Source organism: Neobacillus cucumis, assembly GCF_016908975.1.
GTDB classification, from domain to species: Bacteria; Bacillota; Bacilli; order Bacillales; family Cytobacillaceae; genus Neobacillus; species Neobacillus cucumis.
Map to the genome: position 1 here is coordinate 140,356 of NZ_JAFBEX010000001.1, position 20,963 is coordinate 161,318.

Sequence of the window (20,963 nt, forward strand, 5' to 3'; positions counted from 1 at the left end):
AGTCTCCCTTAATGCGAACAGAAAATCATAGTTTTCTGTAGCCAAGCACAAGACAAGCCGGCCGAAAGGTTGCCTTTTAACCTTTTGGACGGATTGACTTAAATGTGGAGGCGACTGCCCTGGGACTCTAGGCTAAGACGCACACTGCAAGAAGGCGTTCTTTGCCTTCTTCAGGGGGTGGCTTAGGCTTCGAGTCCCAAGGAGCCGCAACTGGATATGTTTGTGACCTCGAGGGGCTAAGCGCTGGAGCTGGACAATTCTCAAAGACAATGTTTATACTTCTTATCTATTAAAAAACCACTCTTAGTGGTTTTTTTGTTTACTGAAGACCTGGTTCTTTGTCTTTTGATACCGGTATATCTAAAATTACTTTTGTTCCTTTTCCCAGTGAAGCGGCGATTGTTAGCTCACCACCAACGGATCGTGCCCGTTCATCCATACTAAACAAACCGACGCCATGAGTCTGCTTTTCTATATTAAACCCTTTTCCCGTATCTTCTACCATGACCCTTACCAAATCTTCCATTTCCCTTATCGTAACCGCTGCTTCTGTAACTTCCGCATATTTCCTTATATTGGTTAATGCTTCTTGTATAATGCGATAAATGGTTAGTTCAATACTGATTGAAAGACGCTTATTTAAGACACAGTCAAAATAAACATCGATATTATAATGGTCAGAATAACGGGATAGAAAAGATCGGATAGCAGGAATTAAACCTAGGTCATCAAGAACTGAGGGCCTTAGCTCCCATGAGATTTCCCGAATCTCCTCAATCAGTTGCGCTGCTTCTTCATGCATCTGATGTAACAGCGGATGATCAACCTCAGCCATAAGACGATTAATCGTAATCAAATGACTATAAAGGTTTTGTCCAATTCCATCATGTAAATTACGTGAAAGCCTTTTTCGTTCTTCTTCTTGCACATCGATAATGGTGGTCATCATTTTTTGCAGTTCTTGTTCGACACGCTTTCTTTCCGTAATTTCATAACGAATAGCTACATATTGATACGGCTTTTCTTTTTCATTTAAAAATGGAACAATCGTAGTATCAACCCAGTAATAGGTGTTATCTTTAGCTTTATTTAAAATTTCACCCTTCCAAACTTTTCCCGATCCGATGGTCTTCCACATCTGTTTGAAATATTCATTTGAGTGGTACCCAGAATTTACAATTCGATGGTCGTTACCAATGAGCTCTTCCCGTGAGTATTTCGATATATAGCAAAATTGGTCATTTACGTATGTAATCGTACCTCTTGAATCAGTTATAGCGACAATGGATGATTCATCAAGGGCAAATTTATAATCCATCAGTTCATTTCTCTTCTGCTGAATATCCATGATTCACAATCCCCCTGATTTAAAGTCCAAATAATCCTTAAGAATCTCTTCCAATACCTGAGCCTCTTCTAGTACCCTTTCCCGCTCAGAATCATTAAAGGATCGATATTCTCGGTTTCCAACCAGTAATACCCCTTTTGGAACATGGTTAAAAAAAAGAGGAACCGCATAGCAAGTATTCAGCTTCTCAGCAAGAGCAATCGGATAATCCGTGACTTTACCTGTAACATGATGAGGAAAATTAGTATGCATCATCGGGGTTCCGCTTGAGATGATTTTACCGGCGATTCCTTTCCCAAAGCGGACCGTTATTCGTTTATATTTATCGTTTAAATTGCCGACAGCATAATGCCACCTTACGTCTGGACCTACTTTATTTTGGATAGCAAGCCCAACAAAATCACAAGAAACCTGTTCCTTTAATTGTTTACATATTTTAATAACGTCTGGTAATTCCTTTATTTCCGTCATCTAAAGGCTCCCTTAAATCCTGTAACCTAAGAGCCCTTTTTTGACGGCATACTCTACTAGCTCAGGACGTGTTTTGAATTGCAGCTTTTCCATTACTTTTCCTTTATGGGTTTCGACTGTTTTAACACTTATCACTAACTGCTCTGCGATTTCTTTATTTGAATACCCTTTTGCAACAAGAGTAAGTACTTCTTGTTCCCGATCTGATAACAGATGATACATATCATTACTATCATGTTTAGCCCCTGCCAAGTATTCTTCCATTAACCGTTTTTGTGCAGCAGGATGAAGATAGGCATTCCCCTTTGCCACAGAATCAATCGCAGACATTAACTCAGAATGCGGTGCACTTTTTAGAATACATCCAGAAGCTCCGCCTTCAATGGCACGGAATAGATATTCCTCATCATCATGCATGGTTAAGATTAATATATTTATCTCTGGCAGAAGTTTTTTTAGCTCTTTCGTTGCGGAGAGACCGTCTTTTCCATGTGGCATACTTAAATCCATGACCACCACATTTGGTTTCAATTTTAGTGCTTTTTTTATCCCTTCGTTTCCTTCGGATGCCTCCCCAATGACTTCCATTTCAGGATTAGTGTTCAACAACATCTTTAAACCGCTTCTAACAACAGCATGATCATCAACTAATAGAATTTTTATCAATGATAAAATCTCCTTTGCTTCTATAAGGGCAGGAATAGTTCAATGGATGTCCCTTCACCTATTTTAGAAGAAATGGTACACTTACCGCCAGTGAGGAGCATTCTCTCTTTCATTACAGCAAGTCCTGATGAATGATGGGAATCTTCATGTTCTTCCAGTTTAAATCCTCTACCAAAGTCTTGAATACTAATCTTTAATTCTGTATCGCTATAAAGAAAAGTCATTTTGACTTTCGATGTATCGGCATACTTAGCAATATTCTCCAGGGCTTCTTGACAAACACGAAAAACGGCAATATTCGAGCGCTCTGGCAGAGACACCTCTTTTCCAACTATTTCTAAGTCCACCAAAATCCCAAATGTTGATGTATATAACTTCAGATAGCTTTTCATAGCCGGATATAAACCAAAGGTGGTCAGGGTAGGAGGATGCAATTCTACAGATAATAGTCTGATTTCCTGAATCGTTTTTTCAATGAGCTGCGACATTTCACGCACATAACTTTTCATACCTTCTTCGGATATAGCAGATCCGACAACCTGCAATCCTGTTAAAATACTATATAAATTTTGACCGACACCTTCATGCAGCTCTAAGGCAATTCGTTTGATTTCTTCCTCCTGTGAATCAATAATATAAGAATTTAGCCTCTGTCTTGTCTGCAATACATCCATTATGGTCCCCCCTTTTTACCTTATTTACTATTCTTAAGAAATCAATCCCATTTGCTAAAAAAAGGCAGGTTCTTGTTAAAAGACCTGAACCTTTTTTAATTGATAGGTTAAACCACTGTCAACATCAAATGCAGACCACTCTTCGTCAGACTCATTGATTTTACTTGTAAGCGGTACGGCAAGAAAATAAAAATCATCAAAATAAAAACGGATATGCGTATGATCAGGACAATACTTTACTTTTTTAATTGTTTTTTTTACTCTTGCAGCCTGATCTCCAGCTTGTTCGTCCTGGATGAAAATTTCAACGGGAACCCCTGTAAACTTTTTCACATCTTCTAGATTAATGAGTTCCACAACTATTACATCCTTTCAAAACAGGATAAATGAACATTTTGTAGCCCTGCAGATATTCCCAAAAGGCCTCTGTAGCATGTTCTTCGATAAATTCGATCGTTTCTTCTTCTGACTGCCATTTGCTCATCCCTTTAATCTCGGCCACAACGATTTCAATGCCTTCACTGGTCTTTTCTTCCAAAAACCAATTTAATCGCTTTTTCGCAAAGGTTTGTTTCAACAGTTCATCAATTTCCCTTGCAAAACCGCCTAGTGTAGGTCTTACAAAACAAAAATCAATATAAGTTTCACTAGTCATGGATATTCACACCTTTTTTATAAATAAGAAAGGCAATCGGAAACAAAATAACGTTGATGACGGCAGCAATGATGGTATTCGTATAATGTTGATAGAAGTATTGATGAACCATCCATTGTGTAAAAATAATGTTTAACATCAGTACAGCTAAAAGGAGTCCAACTGGTACGTAACTACGCTTCATAACGTTTCACCCCCACGGCATAAACCCCACCGTTTTCTACTTTGACATAGATTTCAGGCAGTGGCCGTCTTGGCGGTCCGGCAATCGGTTCACCGGTTTTGACATCAAATTTTCCGTGGTGGCATGGACAAAGCATTTCACCTTCGTCCTTTTTCCAAAACACCGGGCAACGGAGATGGGTACAGGCATTTTGATAAGCCACATATTTATTTTCAGACAACCTGATTAAAATGGCGCTATCGTGTTCTCCTGGAAAGGCAAAGTCAACCGCATCTCCAACGGGAATTTTACTAACATCTGTAATCTTATGCTTAGGATATTTTTTATCACTAAGACCGGTAAGTTCCTTTGCCGCTAAGGCTCCCCATGGGAGAGAGGAAACCGCGAACACTCCGGCTGCCCCCACCAATGTTTTCATGAAACCACGGCGGTCTAGCTTTCGCTCATTATTGCGATTAATATTATGTGTATAGTTATCTTCATTGAACGGGATCTTATTATTTTTATCTGACACGCGAATCCCTCCTAAAACAGTTTAGTGACGCCCTGCAAGATACCAGGAAGATTCACTTTTACATTCGTTTCGCCTTCTAAGTAAGGCATACTTGTTACCCACTTGCCATTATCGAGGTTAAATTGCTTCTGCTTTGCTTCAATTTCCTCGTCAGTCAACCATTGTAATGTATTAGATGGACAAACACTCGCACACATTGGTGGAATTCCATCTTTTGAACGGTCAATACATAAATCACATTTATACATTAAATTCTGCTCTGTATCAAACTTAGGTATTCCATAAGGGCAGGCAATTGTACAGTTTTGGCATCCAATGCATTTTTCAACAAGAGCTGATAAAACGGCCCCCGTTTCATGAATTTGGATTGCCTGTGCCGGACAGCTTCTCGCACATGCCGGATTGACACAGTGAAGACACATAAGCGGCATTGTTTGACGATTAACAAGCGGGTTAACGTCATAAACATAGTTGCGGTTACGCTCTTCGTGCCCACCGCATTGTGTGCAGGCAGCTAAACAAGAACGGCAGCCGATACAATTTTCAAGTTCTAAATATAATCTCTTTTTCATTACTGAACCGCCTCTCTTGCAAGCTTTTCTATCTGCGCTGCACATGCTTTGAATTCCGGCATTCTTGACATCGGATCAAGTGCGGCAATCGTTAGTAGATTAATAGATTTATCGTGGCCAAAATGGTAAGGCACAAATACAGTGTCCTTCCGAATGGCTTCTGTAATTTTCACTTTATATTCTGCTTCACCTCTACGAGTAAAAAGGCGGACATATTCTTCATGTTCAATATTGTATTTCGCTGCTGTTTCTGGGTGCACTTCTACATATGGCTCAGGGCACATGTCTCGCAAGAATTGAATACGGCGAGTTTGATTTCCTGATAAGTAATGGAAGACAACGCGTCCAGTCGTTAAGCGTAATGGATATTTTGTATCCGGCTCTTCAGCAGGGGGACGGTATGGTAGTGCGCAAATTTTGGCTTTCCCGTCCGGATGATAGAACTTTTTATCTAAGAACATATGTGGTGTTCCTGGATCGTTTTCATCACGGCAAGGCCAGAATACTCCGTCTTGCTTGTCGATTTTATCCCATGTTGCACCATAGTAGTCCGCATATCCGCCTTTGGAGGCAAGACGAAACTCATCTGCGACATCTCTAGCTGTTTTTAAGTGGGAGAAGTATTTGCCTCTTCCTAAACGTTCAGAAAGCTCCACTTGAATTTGCCAGTCTGACTTCGATTCACCAAGCGGTTCTTGCGCTTTATTGATTTTAATTATACGTCCTTCTAAGTTTGTCACTGTTCCTTCATCTTCCGACCATGTAACCGTTGGAAGAACCACATCTGCAAATTCAGCTGATTCAGAAAGATAAAAATCAACACAAACCATAAAATCTAAGCTTTTTAACGCTTTACGGACAAGATTTAAGTTTGGTGCAGATACAGCTGGGTTTGAGCAAAGTAAGTATAGGCCACGAATGGTTTTTTGCTCCATTAATTCAATCATTTCATAAGCAGAAACCCCTGGCTGTGGCATTTCTTCAGGAGTAATTCCCCATACCTTGCAGACTTCTTCTACATGTTTAGGGTTGGTAAGTTTACGGTAGCCAGGCAGTAAGTCTGATTTCTGACCATGTTCGCGGCCCCCTTGGCCATTACCTTGACCAGTGAAAGTAGCAACACCTGATTTTGGCCGTCCAATCTTCCCTGTTACAAGCGCCATATTTGTGTATGCAGATACGTTATCTACACCTTTGTGCTGTTGCTCAATCCCGCGGGCGAACATGACAATCGCATTGGGAGCTTTACCGTAAATTTCGGCAGCGCGGATAATTTTTTCAACAGCAATTCCTGTAATTTTGCTTGTGTATTCTGGTGTAAATTCCTTCACTAATTCTTTTGTTTCTTCAAATCCATTTGTGTGATTATTAACAAATTCTTTATCAGCATATCCGTTTTGAATCAAGAGGTTAAGGATACCATTCGCAAGGGCAAGATCTGTACCTGGTCGTAAATCTAAGTGAACATCAGCTCTTCTTGCGATTGGTGTTTCACGCGGGTCAGCTACAATTAAGTAACCCCCTCTTTCTTGGACATTCCATATGCGGAACATGGATGTTGGATGACATTCTGCTGTGTTACTTCCTGCAATAAATAAGCAATCTGTTTCATGTATATCTGTCCATGGTAATGTTGATCCCCGATCGACTCCAAAAGAACGAAGAAAGCCGCCGGCTGCGCTAGACATACAGAAGCGACCATTATAGTCGATATAGCGTGTTTGCAAGGCAACTCGTGCAAATTTACCTGTTAAATAGCATTTCTCATTTGTCATCGAAACACCACTGTATACAGATAATGTATCTTTCCCATATTTCGCTTGTAATTCTATAAATTTCTTTGCGATTAGATCATATGCTTCATCCCATGTTGCTTCGCGGAAACCCTCTTTCGTTCCCTTAAAGGAGGCATTGTCACGGATTAACGGTTTTAAAATACGATCGGTGTGGTTGGTTTGCTGGTAAGCAGTAACCCCTTTAGGACACATTTTCCCTACATTTACCGGCCAATCATAGCGGGGTTCAACCCCAATGATTTTGTTTGTTCTTGTATCAACACGCAAGTTCATGCCGCACTGCATACCGCAATAGCTGCAATGGGTTTTAACAAGCGTTTCATTTGGGTGGCGTACATTTTCGATTTCTTTAAAAAATTTGTCTCTTGGGCCTTTTTCATTAACCTTTTGCATTCTGATTTGCCTCCTTGACCTTTACTTGGTGCGTTGGGAACCCTGAAAATCTTGCAATACGATATTTTCGGCGGCATGACAGACATAATTCTGCAAGATTAAAGCCATCTTTCATGTTAAATTCCATGTGATTGACACCTAGTACATTGATGACATCGTTTGATTGTTCAACGGATACAAAATGATCTCCGCACACCTTACATTTTTTCATTTCTTGTTCACCGTAATGTTCGCGATAATTTCTTGCGAAGACGCTCATTGGACGGAATGGTATATGGGCTAACTTCCCGAATGGAAGGTAAATTAACGTTATTATTACTGAAAATTGGTGAATCAGCGACATTTGCGGCTGCATCCATCCATGTAAAAATATGTTTTGGACCGTTAATAAAAGGCCTGTAACAGAGATAAACAATAATAGATAAAGTGGTAAGAAATCATACATAAACTTTTGTTCTGCTCTCGCCTGCATATTTTTCAAGCGGCGGTGCAGTGCCATACATACTCCTGTGGTAACCATAATGGCGGCAATATTTAAGGCATTATAGGACATCCAAGCAATGATTCCATCTGCTTTAACATGCATGATGTTCATTCCGAACAATACGATGGTATAGTATCCATTATCCTCCATCGTGAAGTACATCCAGCTGAAAACAAGTGGAAAGGTAACCGCACATGCTAGGAGACAACCCCAACCGATTAAGATATGCTGGGTCCAGCGATAAAGTCCCCGGTTACGAATGAAATCGTAAATCGCTAAGTGATTGACTGCTGTTTTTGGAGTGTTTTTTCTGAATAACAGCCTTAAACCTTTTTTGATGATAATTTTGGTTGGTGGTCTTTCTCCCCAAGCAATAAAGCGATAGAAGAAACCTCCGATAAAGACGAGGGTTCCAACCATATATCCGTATAGATTTAGGTCAAAATGGGTGAACATTCTTGTTCCGATAAAGGTTAAAATCAAAAGTCCGACGATGCTTAAAAAAATGGATTTAGCAAAGTGGGAAGCAAAAGCATTATTAAAAGAGCGACCCTCTTTTTTGGTATTTGCTAAGGTAGTTGATTGCATTTTCTTGATCCTCCTCAAAAAAAATAACACATCCGTTTTTCTTACCCTTATTGTAAGAAAAACGGATGTGTTATCTATATCAGGGAAAACCCCTATTATGAGGGGAAAAAACCCCTAATTATTGAAATTTAGACAGAGTTTTGTCACAAATAATAGCAGACCTCAAAAAAAAAGGCTAGGATTAAACCGAGCCATTATTATATATACTTTTTCCGCCACGAGTAGAATAGTAGTCCTAGACCAATGATTATTTGAAAAGAGAAAAAAAAGCATCCCAAAATGAAATTGAACCCGCTCCATAAGAAAATCCAGGTAGAACCTTCTTCCAAGCAAATAATAATTGTGGGATATAGAAGAAAACATAAAGTGAAACCGTCAATCCTACCCCAATTAAATAGAAAATAGAATAAATAAAAACGGTTTTCCTTTCTCCATCAAATACTTCGTCTTCTACCTCATTAAACTTTAATAGCGGAAGTTTCCTTCTTATCAAGCGCTGAGCATTTTCCATTAAATTATAACAGCCAGAAACATTTTCTAATACATAATAAAAATCGGTTTTCATGTAGATGCAAAGTTGATAAATCATTCGAATAAACGTGTCTAAAACAATTATATTCATGATACCCAGAAAAATCTCTGAGCCATCTCCTGCAATAAGTTGACTAAGTAAAGCAATCGATAAGATCACAGTGTCAAAGCAAAGACCTGCCAAGAATAATACATTCCGTTCTTTTAAGGGAAGTTTCCACACAGATGACATATCTGTTTCAAGTACAACTACAAATAGACGATGACCAGCTCCCAATTTAGTAGGGAGGTTTTTTGCTCTTATGGCTAACACATGGCCAAATTCATGAATGAATACTGTTAGAAATGTTATTACAATCCATGCTGGAATATTCAATGCCATATAATCAAAAAGGAACAAATCCTTGTAGTGTGGAAAAAGGTAAGAATGAGTTAGTAAAAGAACTATATTTAAGATAAATAATGTTCCATACAAGTAATACGAAAACTTATTAAAAAAGAACTTACCTATTCTTGGTGATAGCCATAAAAAACCTAACTGTTCCTTTTTCTTTTCTTCTCTAACCACATTTATTCCGTCAATCACTTCAATTAAATGTAAATCTTGTAGTTGTAAGGCAAAATCAACTAAATTAACATCTTCTTTTGGATACTTGTCCTTAAGTTGACATTCAATTTCAGCTAGAATTTTTCCATGGTTAATTAAATTAATCGCATCTATACATATTTCAGGCATTTCATAAAATTCACTTGAAATTTTATTTTCTACAATATAATGTTTTTTGTCTTTCCTTATCTCAATTGGAACTAACCTTAGTGAAGAATTAATTTTTATATTCATTTAGCCACCATTAGTGAACAAAAAACATAACCAACAAGAAGTTGCTTTTACTTTTTTTAATTTACGGATTTTCATGGTTCTCACCTCCTTAAATTAGAGTAAAGCTATAACTTGATCGTAATCTACTTCTTTATTTATACTCATCATGGATTTCTTTCCATTTTGGAAATGCCTTTTGAAAATAACTAACTAATTCAGGGTCAAACTGGGTACCTTTACTCTCTAGAATTCGTTTATAAGCTTCTTCGATAGATAATGCATTTCTATAGGATCTATTCGATGTCATTGCATCGAAAGCATCTGCAATGGACGCAACCCGAGCAAGGAACGGGATTTCCTCCCCTTTTAATTGGTCTGGATATCCTTTTCCATCCCATCTCTCATGATGTGATCGAATGACTTCAATGCCGCTATTTAAACCTACTACTCTCGAAACTGCATCTGCTCCTATAGTAGTGTGGGATTTAATGATTTCATATTCTTCAGCTGTCAGCCTTGTAGGTTTCATTAGGATTTGATCTGGTATGTGTATTTTTCCAATATCGTGAAGTAAACAAGCAAAATTAAAAGAATTAAGTTCTTTTTCGTTAAGTTTCCCCGTTACTTTTGCTAACTCATAGGCATAACTTGCAACTCGTTCACTATGACCTCTTGTATAAGGATCCTTAAGTTCAAGTGTTGCAATAACTCCTTTTACTAATCCTGTAAGCTGTTGGTCGTAAGAAGTTTTAACAGCACTCACGTAGGCTTGGAAGCGGAATAGTAATATAAACGAGATTACTGAGAGCAGAGCCACCATTACTATACCTAACAAAGCCACAGGGGATTTAATAATAATCCCCACAATAATGTATTTTAAAGTTAACCCAACAGACACAGTAATCACAAAGAGTTTACTGACAAATATAGGTGAAAGTAAAATCCAAAACATTTCTATTACATTTCCACCACTGTATAGTTTGGGGTTATCAATATACGTTACAACCTCATTCAAGAAATATAAGGAAGTATAACTAATGAAATAGATAAATTTTATATAGTGTGGCTTTTGTTTCTTTATCAGATAGTGTGCTAATGGTATTAATGCAAACATGAAAATATAAACCCAATAAATCAATTTACCCGGTGTATCACCTTTTAGCTGGGGAATATATTGCGAGATAAAATTAAATAAAATATCAACGGTAATAGCAATAATAAAAAATAAAACTAAGAACCACTTTAACGTCCGGGTTTCTTGATTTATTATATTACGATCAATTATTTGTTTCTTCATTTGTAAACCTCTCATAAGGATTGTAATATCCCTTTTAAGTTTGATAAAATTGACCACAAATTAACTCAAATATCGTCAACCTTTTCCGACACTTTCCTACATTATAAAACATTTAATTTATTATAAGTACAATAAATTCGATGGATTTATGTATAAAAAAGAAATATTTTTAATCAAAAAGTAGAAATTGTTCTTTTTCAAACAAATTGGAATATCCGGTAAAATATTAGTTATTTTTATTAATAATCGGTAAAATTACTATAACCTTAGTTCCAACATTTAGAAAACTTTCAATTTTAATTTCTCCAAAATGATCATTAATGATTTGATTGGTAACCATTAAACCTAAACCCGTTCCATCCTTTTTGGTAGTAAAGAAAGGTTCGCCAAGATTTAGGATGTTCTCATTAGCAATACCAACTCCTTCATCTTGAATCGATATCGTTAATTTTTGCTGTTTATCGATAACTTTTACATGGATCTGAATCCGTCCTCCGAGAGGCATCGCTTCAATTGCATTTTTTATCAGATTAATAAACACTTGTTTTAGTTGTTTTTCATCGCAATGAAGCGGCGGCAATGGTCCAGCCATAATGGTTTCAATTGTTATCCCCTGTCTCTCTGCCTGATACTGGATAATTGATAAGGTGTAGGCAACAATTTCCTCAATGCTTGCCTTTTCAAACATAATTTTTTTTGGCTTTCCAATATACATTAGATCATCAACAATTGAGTTAATTCGATCAATTTCCTGAATCATAATGGGATAATAGTCGTTAGTATCCGGAAATCTCTCATGTTGCAGTTGTGTAAAGCCTTTTAAAGAGGAAAGGGGGTTACGAATTTCGTGTGCGATCCCTGCAGCCATTTGACCTATGACCGCTAACTTCTCTTTTTGACGTAATTCTTCATAAGCATTTGTCAATGATTTAATGTAAGAATTAAATCGAATTAGAACTGTATAAGCGATTAAGGCTAGGATAATATATATAACAATCGTCATTAATACCTGCATACTTTGTAAAACCAAGCCTAAAATGATTTCTTTGCCTATAAGACCTAGTGAAACAACCCAAAAATATCTCTTATTCACAAAAATCGGGCTAAAAAGAAAGAATAAAATCTCTACAATATTTCCAGATGAATACGGGACTTTTGTCCCCCAATAGGACATTAAGGTATCAAGAAAATCAATACCTAAATAACTATAAATGTAGATATACTTTACAATAAAGGGATTACCCTTTTTTAAAAAATAAACACCGAAAATTAGAACCGCCATAATTAAAATAAGGCTTCCCATACTTGTTGGAATCATAGTCTTTTGTTTATATATTACTGAGTTACTACTTATGAAGTAAAAAGTCTCAAAAGAATAATACACGATATAAAACAACCATAAAAATAATACAATCGCCTTTTTCTCTTCAAAAATTAACTTGGGGTTACTATTTCCCTCTTTCATATTTTTCTCCCTAAATAAATCTGTAATAAAAAAGTTAGCTATTTATTCCTGCTTCCATTCTACCATCATTCATGAATAAAAATGACATATTTTTTGTCTAAACTGATGATTTTCGACATATTTCGATTTTATTTGAACAAAAAAAGAACTTGCGAGAAGCAAGTTCTTTTTCCAATTATTTAGCTGACTTTCTCCATACGGCCAGCTTTAGTGTTAAGTGTTGAATGCCTGCGTCCATAACCAAAATAAACAAATAATCCAATTACTAACCAGATACCAAAACTTACCCAAGATATAGCTGGAAGCTGTAAGGCAAGATATCCACAGAAAATGAAAGCAAGAATTGGAATGTATGGCACGAATGGTACACGGAAACCAGTTTTTGAACCTTGCTTATTTTTACGTAGATACATGATCCCAATCGAAACGGTCATAAAAGCAAATAATGTACCAATATTTACCAACTCCGCAAGTCTTCCTAACGGAACTAATCCTGCGAAGATTGATACTAAAATACAAGTGATCCATGAGTTAACCATTGGTGTTTGCTTCTTTTTATCAATTTTAGAGAATACTTTTGGCAATAATCCATCACGGCTAATTGCGTAGAATAAACGTGTTTGTCCATAAATCATAACTAATAATACAGTAGTAATACCGGCAAGTGCTCCTAGAGAAATAAAACCTGCTACCCAGTCTTGGTGAATATAGTTTAGTGCAAAGGCCACTGGGTTTTTAACATCTAACTTTTGATAAGGAACAATCCCTGTTAAAATGCCCGATACAACGATGTATAGTACCGTACAAACTAATAATGAGGCAATGATACCAATCGGCATATTTTTCTGTGGATTTCTTACTTCTTCCGCTGCAGTTGAAACAGCGTCAAAACCGATATAAGCAAAGAATACAGTAGCGGCACCAGTTGCCACACCTGAGAAACCAAACGGCATAAACGGAGTCCAATTTCCTGGTTTTACATACCATACGCCAACAGCAATAAATAATACAACCACCGCTAGCTTGATAAGAACCATAATTGTATTTAATCGAGCTGACTTTTTTACACCTTGCGTTAATAACATTGTGATTATAAAAACGATTAGGATTGCTGGAACATCAATAAAAGTTCCATTTGCAGGGTTGTAAGCACTTGTAATCGCCTTAGGAAAATGGATACCAAATCCTGCTAAGAGTCCTTGTAAATAACCGGACCAGCCACTTGCAACTGCTGAAGAGGCAAGACCATATTCAAGAATTAAATCCCAGCCTAAGATCCAGGCAATTAATTCACCAAATGTTGCATAGCTGTAAGTATAAGCACTTCCCGAAACCGGAACGGTTGAGGCAAATTCTGCGTAACAAAGAGCTGCAAAGACACAGGCTAATCCTGATAAGATAAAAGATAATATTAATGCTGGGCCTGCATGTTCGGCCGCAGCCACCCCAGTTAAAACAAATATACCAGTACCAATAATGGCACCGATGCCGAGCATTGATAGATCAAAAGCTCCTAATTCCTTCTTTAATGTTATATCTTTTTGACCAACTTCTTGGATAAGCTGTTGGATAGATTTCTTCCTGAATAAGTCCATATTTGAACCCTCCTTGGGTCTATTTTCTAAAATTTCTGAAAGTATTAACCGAAAACTTATATTTGAAATAATATAATTATTTTTCAGAAAAAGCAATAAATTTTTAAAAAATAAATTATTTCAAAATAGTTCCAATACAGAAATTCCCACATCTATTAAGGTAATTGGTTTTATTTTTTACTATAATTATCTTTCCTACGCAAAACTTTCACTATTTCAAGAAAGTATTATCCCTATTCCCAACGTAACAATAACAAGAACTAACTAATGCAACAAAATCATCACCCCATTTAATTGACATAACCTAAAATTTAGTGTAATATAATCATTTGTGCTTCACATTATAAAGTAACTTGTAAGAGAGAAGATAAAGCAATATAAGAATTTTACTGGCATTCTGCTTATGTTTTAAGATAATAACTTATTCACACTGGATCGGCCTCGGAGCCGTTAGGATGTAAGAGAGGTAGGGCTTACGTCGTTTAGGTATAAACCATCAGGTGGAAGAATAACCGCGGCAAACTTGTTATGAACAATTACAATAAATAAAATTTTTACCTTGCTATGGTCAAGATTTATACAACAACCATTCACAAGTTACAATAGATTCTTAAATGAATCATCTTCAAAAAGAAGGCAGAGGGATTATCCCTCTGCCTTCGTCCAATTTATATATTTAATTTCGAAATCACGATTGCTTGTTTCCCCATTTGCTCCCAAGCTTTAATAAAACTTTCACGATTTAATTTCATATTTTTTCCCCCATACGGATTATTAATATAGATATAATTTTTATCATAACCAGTTATAGCTACACTATGTTCACTAAAGGTAATTTTGATTTTACCTTGGGGAGTATTCCAGGTTTGAAAGACCGATGCCGGTGTAAAGCTGGACGTAGTTATAATCCAGACAGGACGCCCTTGTCCTACCTCTTTTAGAATATTCGAAAATGGTTTACCGGTGAGATTAACAGCTCTAGCGCCCACATACTTTTGCGCAAGTTCAAAAACCGGACCATTATATACACCAAGTCCAGGACCGTGTGCCATATCTCCAACAAACCCAACATTCGGATTTCCTTTTAGACCATCGCTGTAGGTAAACGGGACTGTTTTTATATTTTTGGCTAACTCATTCTTTGTTACCTTTACACCAGAATAGTTCAGAATCATCGCAAGACTTGTCACTTCACAGCCATTATATAGAAGCGGTTGATCCATTTGCAGGATTAACGGCACATCAAGTACAATACTATCAGGTAAGCTCGGAGCCTTCTTTGCCTGAAGTTCCAATTTTCGTGTTGGTAAAGCGGCAGCTTCAATCACCTTTGCAGCAGCTTGACGTTCAGACATGAACGCAAAAATTGTCTTACCACCAATTAATGAAAGTGAGAGAATCACAATCGTAATAAGAAACTTTTTCATTGGCAATTAACCATTCCTCGTTAGATTCTTTGTTGTTCATAAAATACTATTATATAACAATATCAAATTATACCTATTGTTTAAAGTAAAACATTTCCAATACACATTATAATGTGCTTTACTTAATTTATCCTTAAAATAAAATGGAATTCCCTTAGGACGGAACAACGACTTCATTCTTATCTGGCATTCAAAAAATTTTACGTGAGGATCTTACCTATAAAAACAGCAAAGGCACAACCAGCTCATCAAGCTAGTTGTGCCTTTTTTATACACAAAACTTCAGATTGCCTACTATGAGAACGTCTTGATGTTCCGCTGATTTTCCTTATCCCTGTACTTTTAGTATAGGCGGCTTGTCCTCTTTTAGTTCAGGAGGTAGTTCTAGCCGTTCTACTTTGTTTACCACAAAGATGTAAGATAATGCTCCGATGAGTAAAACTGCACCAATAAAGAATAGAGCAGCACTGAAGGAGTGTGTTGTACTTAAGATATATCCTACTACGATTGGAATGACAATACCGGCCAAGTTACCGGATGTATTGAAGATTCCTCCGCTTAGTCCAATAATTTCTTTTGGTGACATATCGCCAACGAGTGTCCAGGTTGCCCCTGCCATCCCTTTGGCGAAAAACGCAACGGACATAATAAGCATAATAAGTGCTGGGGATGATGTATAGTTCGCTAAGACAATGATACTCGAAAACAAGAATCCTATGATAATCGGGGTTTTACGCGCTGCCCCAAGAGACTTTCCACGTTTTAACAAGTAGTCAGATATGTATCCGCCAAGAATACCACCGAAAAACGCACCCGCATATGGAATCGAAGCCATAAAGCCAACCTTGAGCATAGACATATGCTTTTCTTGCACAAGATAAGTAGGGAACCAAGTTAAAAAGAACCAAACAATCGTGTTAAGGCAAAATTGCGCGACATAGATTCCGATCATTTGTCTGTTGGTCAATAGCAATTTTGCATGGGCCCACTTGATTTTAATCGGCTTATCACTTGCATTCGCCAAGCCGCCGCCTTCAACGATATAATCTATTTCAGCTTGATTTGCTTTTGGATGTTTTTTTGGTTCGTGAATATTCCTAAACCAAACAAACGAGACCACGATTCCCGCTAAACCAGCAACTATAAAAATCATATGCCAGCCATATTTTTGTAGAAGCACAGCTAACACAGGCGTAAATAACGCTAATCCAAAATATTGGGCCGAATTATAGACAGAGACAGCCCGTCCGCGTTCATTCTGAGGAAACCACATAGCGGTCAATCGACTGTTCCCCGGAAACGATGGCGCCTCTGCAACCCCTACTATAAATCTTAGAATGAATAACATAAGAAAACCGCTAACCCACCCTTGAAACAAGGTGAATAGTGACCATACAAACAACCCAACTCCATAAACAACACGGGCTCCAAATCGATCCAGTAACCATCCGCCTGGGATTTGCAGAAAAGCATATGCCCAGTTGAAGGCAGAGAAGGCAATTCCTAATGACACCGCATCCAATTGTAGATCTTTGTTCATTACAGGGGCCGCAACACTTAGTGCCGATCGGTCTATATAGTTAACGGCGGTCGTGATAAATAATATAGCCAAAGTCAAATAACGTACATTCGTTTTCTTGGTAATCGCTTTCAAATCCTGCATGTTGACACTCATAAAATGCCCCCCTAAATAAGTGGATATTCTCCTTCAGAGTTTTCACATATTAATAAACTTGACTAGCGGAAAATTTTTGCAAGGTGATAGATTAATAGCTTTTCTTCAATCATCTCCTTGCATCTAATGAAAAGGCTGCGATCGGTTACTCGGACATTCGTTAACCTCCTTCTATATCATATACAATTTGCACCACTGGTGAAAACCCTTACACAAATTATCACTTAATGCATACATTAATGTCAATGTTTTTTTAAAATTTCATATAACTTTAACAATTGACAATCTTAGTTTAACTTCTATAAAAAGCATTAAATCAATAAAAACCCACCATACCATACTAAATACCTAATTTTTTAAAGGACGAAATAAATATAAATTTTAATAAAATCTATTGACGTTAATGTATACGTTGTTTAATAATGGACGTATAAAGTCATTAACACACAATCACTACTTTACTCGTTCACAAACTAAACATAAAAAAGGAGCGTTACTATGGAAGCAATGATGGAAAAAGTACAGCAAAAAGAAAAAATGACAGGCCTAATGTCAAAGTTCATCTCTCTTGTCAGCTACAAACTTCCTGATGATGTGGAAAATAAACTAAAAGAGCTAAGCGAGGATGAAAGTAACCCTCTTGCAAAAATCATTTACAACACCATGTTTGAAAATCAAAAGCTGGCTTCTGAATTAAAGAGACCTTCATGTCAAGATACAGGCGTTCTTCAGTTTTTTGTAAAGTGTGGCCAGAACTTCCCATTAATTGGCCAATTGGATCAAATTCTAAGGGACAGTGTCTATAAGTCAACTAAAGAAACACCTTTACGACACAATTCTGTAGAAACATTCGATGAATACAATACAGGAAAGAATATCGGGAACGGCTCACCTAGTATCTTCTGGGAAATTGAAGAAGACAGTGACAAAGTGGAAATCTACACGTATATGGCCGGAGGCGGATGTACCCTTCCCGGAGTTGCAACCGTTCTCATGCCTGGCGAAGGCTATGAAGGGGTAGTTAAGTTTGTATTGGATCGCATGACAAGTTACGGAGTCAATGCCTGCCCCCCACTTCTTGTAGGCGTTGGCGTCGGTACTTCAGTTGAGACAGCAGCTTTAAATTCAAAATTAGCCTTAATGAGACCTGTTGGAAGTCGTAATGAAAATGAGAATGCAGCAAAGATGGAACAACTTCTTGAGGATGGCATTAACGCCATCGGCCTTGGACCTCAGGGACTGAAGGGATCGAAATCAGTAATGGGTGTTAATGTAGTCAATACCGCAAGACATCCTTCTACAATTGGAGTCGCAGTTAACACAGGATGCTGGTCCCATCGAAGAGGCAAAATCACCTTTGACCGCAATTTAAACTATGAAATCAGCACTCACGAGGGGGTAACACTATGAGTAAGAAAGTTTTAACAACACCGATAAAAGACGAAGATCTTAAGGATATCCGAATTGGAGACATTATCTATCTAACAGGCACCATTGTTACCTGCAGAGATGTTGCTCATAGAAGGCTCATTGAAGAAAAAATTCCATTACCTGTTGATCTTAGAGGGAAAGCGATTTTCCATGCCGGCCCTATTGTTAGAGACCTTGGGGATGAAAAATATGAAATCGTTTCGGTTGGCCCTACGACCAGCATGAGAATGGAAAAGTTTGAAAAGGAATTTATTGAAGAAACAGGTGTAAAACTCATTGTCGGAAAAGGCGGAATGGGAAAGAACACCGAAGAAGGCTGCAAAACTCACAAAGCGCTGCATCTCGTCTTCCCTGCCGGAAATGCGGTTTTTGCGGCAACTAAGGTGGAGCAGATCACAGAAGTTCACTGGAAAGACCTTGGAATGCCTGAATCTCTTTGGGTATGTGAAGTGAATGAATTTGGTCCTCTGATTGTTTCCATTGACACAGAAGGTAATAACATCTATGAAGAAAATAAAGTGGAGTTCAATAAAAAGAAGGACGAACAATATGAGTTAATCGCACAGCAGGTTCGATTTATCAAGTAATCCATTGTTTCTTCTCTAAATGGAAGAAAACTTAATCTTCCAGAAAATGTTCAAATACAAAACCGCGTTTGACATATCTTTACTATTGCTCATCCGCTCTGTAATGGGTCGGATGAGCTAAGATTATTTTATCAATAGATGGAGTTGGTATGGTATGGTCATGCAGGTACTACAAAAAACACAATCGATCGTTCGCTATCAGACAAGTAAGGGGAGCATCTTTTACGGAATCGTTGAGGATGACGAAATTTTACAATTGTCCAGCACTTTCACGGAAATTGTCAATAATGAAATCAAATTTGATGGCGTAAGAGTGAACTATCATGATGTGAAAATTTTGGTGCCCGTAGTACCCTCAAAGGTGGTCAATTTCGGCTGGACCTATGCTGCACACGCGAAAGAGACTGGGGGGTTGGCGAATCTCAAAGAACCGTTTTTATTCTTAAAACCGGCATCTTCCCTCATTCCTAATCAAGGCAAAATCATTCTTCCGGCAAGTGATTTAACCCAACAAGTGGAAATGGAAGGTGAAGTAGCCCTTATTATTGGAAAACGCGGCAAAAATATAAAAGTAGAAGAGGCATTGGATTATGTTTTTGGCTGTACGATCTTTAACGATGTAACCGCAAGAGACCTGACAAAAAAGGATCCCCAGTTTACACGCGGCAAAGGGTTTGACACTTTTGGTCCATTGGGTCCGTGTATCGTGACAGGTATCGATCCAACTAATTTACAAATCGTGACCACTTTAAACGGCAGAGTCGTACAAGACGGGAACACGAATCAAATGTCACTTTCCATCCCTTACTTAATTAGTTGGATTTCAAAGGTGATGACCCTAGAGCCAGGTGATGTTTTGGCAACCGGTTCCCCTTCTGGCAGTTGCCCAATGAAGTCAGGTGACGTGGTTTCGGTGGAAGTAAAGAAGATTGGGAAACTTAGTAATTATGTGATTTAGCATAGAGCTGTTTTATTAAAAAAGCTGGAGCAGATTTCTAGTACGTCTGCTCCAGCCTTTTTCTTTTTAATACGACTAAGGTAGGGATCGGATAATTTCTAATATTTCACTACGGGCTCTATGACGGTGTGATTGTAGCATTGTTTGTGCAGCATCCGGTTCCGCTGCCCGCATAACCGCCACAATGGCCCTGTGGTCCATGATGGATCGTGTTGGATTAGGGCGAAATTGAATCGTATAAAGTCGAGCACGATAAAGTTGATCAGATTGACTATCCATAACACCTCTAAGACGAGGATTTTGAGCTAAATCGACAATGAGTTGATGAAATTGCTCATCAAGGTCAGTCCAAAAAAGCAGATCGCCCAATTCTAGTGCTTTTTCTTGTTCTTCAATCAACCGATCCAGTTTGTCTAATTCTTCAGGGGTAGCACGCATAGTAGCCAGTCTGCCGGAGACCCCATCAAGCACTTCGACCACATCATAAATATGTTGAAGATCATCTGCTACAATAGGGGCTACAACAAACCCGCGGCGAGGTATGAGCCGTACCCATCCTTCCATCTCTAAACGCACTAAAGCTTCACGAACTGGGGTTCTACTCATCCCCAAGATATCAGCCATTTCCCTTTCTAATACGGTTTGTCCTGGAGGAAGTTCAAGTTGTCGTATGGCATGCCGCGTTGCAAAATACGCACGCTGCGGTAAGCGTGATTCCCCATTTTTATCTAATCGATCTAAAAACAATTGAATGTTTTGTGAAAGAGCAGAATGATCAAGTTCCTTCATATGATAAATAAACTCCCGAAATATATTAGTACAACTCTTATAA

At 37.9% G+C, this 20,963-nt stretch carries 21 protein-coding genes; 3 read left to right on the plus strand and 18 right to left on the minus strand.

The genetic code is table 11. From position 1 onward, the window contains the following. Nucleotides 1-319: 319 nt before the first annotated feature. From JOC76_RS00640 to JOC76_RS00720, 17 genes are all read right to left on the minus strand, one after another. Entirely contained in the window at nt 320-1,348 is a 1,029-nt protein-coding gene (locus JOC76_RS00640; protein WP_205175244.1) for a sensor histidine kinase, read from the minus strand. Nucleotides 1,349-1,351: 3 nt separating this feature from the next. Next, nucleotides 1,352-1,819, minus strand: a complete 468-nt coding sequence (locus JOC76_RS00645; protein ID WP_205175245.1) for a GAF domain-containing protein — start codon at nt 1,817-1,819, stop codon at nt 1,352-1,354. A 12-nt stretch (nt 1,820-1,831) separates the two neighbouring features. Beyond that, the gene (locus JOC76_RS00650) at nt 1,832-2,485 is read right to left on the minus strand and encodes a response regulator (protein ID WP_275591312.1); all 654 of its coding nucleotides are present in this window, start codon (nt 2,483-2,485) and stop codon (nt 1,832-1,834) included. 20 nt (nt 2,486-2,505) lie between these two features. Further along, complete coding sequence (locus tag JOC76_RS00655; RefSeq protein ID WP_205175247.1) at nt 2,506-3,159, minus strand: sensor histidine kinase; 654 nt, start codon at nt 3,157-3,159, stop codon at nt 2,506-2,508. 75 nt (nt 3,160-3,234) lie between these two features. Then, nucleotides 3,235-3,516 (minus strand): hypothetical protein, encoded by a 282-nt coding sequence (locus JOC76_RS00660; RefSeq protein ID WP_205175249.1) that lies wholly within the window; start codon nt 3,514-3,516, stop codon nt 3,235-3,237. Then, the gene (locus JOC76_RS00665) at nt 3,503-3,814 is read right to left on the minus strand and encodes a hypothetical protein (RefSeq protein WP_205175251.1); all 312 of its coding nucleotides are present in this window, start codon (nt 3,812-3,814) and stop codon (nt 3,503-3,505) included. The genes JOC76_RS00660 and JOC76_RS00665 overlap by 14 nt, the downstream gene beginning before the upstream one ends. Further along, entirely contained in the window at nt 3,807-3,998 is a 192-nt protein-coding gene (locus tag JOC76_RS00670) for a hypothetical protein (RefSeq protein ID WP_205175253.1), read from the minus strand. Before JOC76_RS00670 ends, JOC76_RS00665 begins: the two co-directional genes overlap by 8 nt. Then, nucleotides 3,988-4,512: a Rieske (2Fe-2S) protein gene (locus JOC76_RS00675; RefSeq protein ID WP_205175255.1), complete on the minus strand. Its 525-nt coding sequence runs from the start codon at nt 4,510-4,512 to the stop codon at nt 3,988-3,990. Before JOC76_RS00675 ends, JOC76_RS00670 begins: the two co-directional genes overlap by 11 nt. Before the next feature lie 11 nt (nt 4,513-4,523). After that, entirely contained in the window at nt 4,524-5,084 is a 561-nt protein-coding gene (locus JOC76_RS00680) for a 4Fe-4S dicluster domain-containing protein (protein ID WP_098527312.1), read from the minus strand. Beyond that, on the minus strand, nt 5,084-7,273 hold the full coding sequence (locus JOC76_RS00685; protein ID WP_205175258.1) for a molybdopterin oxidoreductase family protein: 2,190 nt from the start codon (nt 7,271-7,273) through the stop codon (nt 5,084-5,086). Before JOC76_RS00685 ends, JOC76_RS00680 begins: the two co-directional genes overlap by 1 nt. Then, nucleotides 7,260-8,345 (minus strand): hypothetical protein, encoded by a 1,086-nt coding sequence (locus JOC76_RS00690; RefSeq protein WP_205175260.1) that lies wholly within the window; start codon nt 8,343-8,345, stop codon nt 7,260-7,262. Before JOC76_RS00690 ends, JOC76_RS00685 begins: the two co-directional genes overlap by 14 nt. A gap of 247 nt (nt 8,346-8,592) precedes the next feature. Beyond that, nucleotides 8,593-9,717 (minus strand): hypothetical protein, encoded by a 1,125-nt coding sequence (locus JOC76_RS00695; protein WP_239557455.1) that lies wholly within the window; start codon nt 9,715-9,717, stop codon nt 8,593-8,595. A 130-nt stretch (nt 9,718-9,847) separates the two neighbouring features. After that, nucleotides 9,848-10,993: an HD-GYP domain-containing protein gene (locus JOC76_RS00700; protein WP_205175261.1), complete on the minus strand. Its 1,146-nt coding sequence runs from the start codon at nt 10,991-10,993 to the stop codon at nt 9,848-9,850. Between the two features lie 226 nt (nt 10,994-11,219). Further along, nucleotides 11,220-12,458: an ATP-binding protein gene (locus tag JOC76_RS00705; RefSeq protein WP_205175262.1), complete on the minus strand. Its 1,239-nt coding sequence runs from the start codon at nt 12,456-12,458 to the stop codon at nt 11,220-11,222. 179 nt (nt 12,459-12,637) lie between these two features. Then, nucleotides 12,638-14,053: a branched-chain amino acid transporter BcaP gene (gene bcaP, locus JOC76_RS00710; RefSeq protein WP_205175263.1), complete on the minus strand. Its 1,416-nt coding sequence runs from the start codon at nt 14,051-14,053 to the stop codon at nt 12,638-12,640. 668 nt (nt 14,054-14,721) lie between these two features. Then, nucleotides 14,722-15,480 (minus strand): C39 family peptidase, encoded by a 759-nt coding sequence (locus tag JOC76_RS00715; RefSeq protein ID WP_205175264.1) that lies wholly within the window; start codon nt 15,478-15,480, stop codon nt 14,722-14,724. A 328-nt stretch (nt 15,481-15,808) separates the two neighbouring features. Continuing rightward, entirely contained in the window at nt 15,809-17,155 is a 1,347-nt protein-coding gene (locus JOC76_RS00720; protein WP_205175265.1) for an MFS transporter, read from the minus strand. A gap of 498 nt (nt 17,156-17,653) precedes the next feature. Between JOC76_RS00720 and ttdA the strand changes: the two genes are divergently transcribed. From ttdA to JOC76_RS00735, 3 genes are all read left to right on the plus strand, one after another. Continuing rightward, nucleotides 17,654-18,565: a L(+)-tartrate dehydratase subunit alpha gene (gene ttdA / locus JOC76_RS00725; protein WP_239557457.1), complete on the plus strand. Its 912-nt coding sequence runs from the start codon at nt 17,654-17,656 to the stop codon at nt 18,563-18,565. Beyond that, nucleotides 18,562-19,173 carry a L(+)-tartrate dehydratase subunit beta gene (gene ttdB / locus JOC76_RS00730; protein WP_205175266.1) on the plus strand — a complete coding sequence of 204 codons (612 nt, stop codon included), beginning with the start codon at nt 18,562-18,564 and terminating at the stop codon, nt 19,171-19,173. Before ttdA ends, ttdB begins: the two co-directional genes overlap by 4 nt. A 154-nt stretch (nt 19,174-19,327) precedes the next feature. Further along, nucleotides 19,328-20,131, plus strand: coding sequence for a fumarylacetoacetate hydrolase family protein (locus JOC76_RS00735; RefSeq protein WP_239557458.1), 804 nt, complete (start codon nt 19,328-19,330; stop codon nt 20,129-20,131). A 75-nt stretch (nt 20,132-20,206) separates the two neighbouring features. On the opposite strand, the gene JOC76_RS00740 is transcribed toward JOC76_RS00735, so the two are convergent. Beyond that, on the minus strand, nt 20,207-20,920 hold the full coding sequence (locus tag JOC76_RS00740) for a GntR family transcriptional regulator (protein WP_205175268.1): 714 nt from the start codon (nt 20,918-20,920) through the stop codon (nt 20,207-20,209). Between the last annotated feature and the right edge of the window lie 43 nt (nt 20,921-20,963).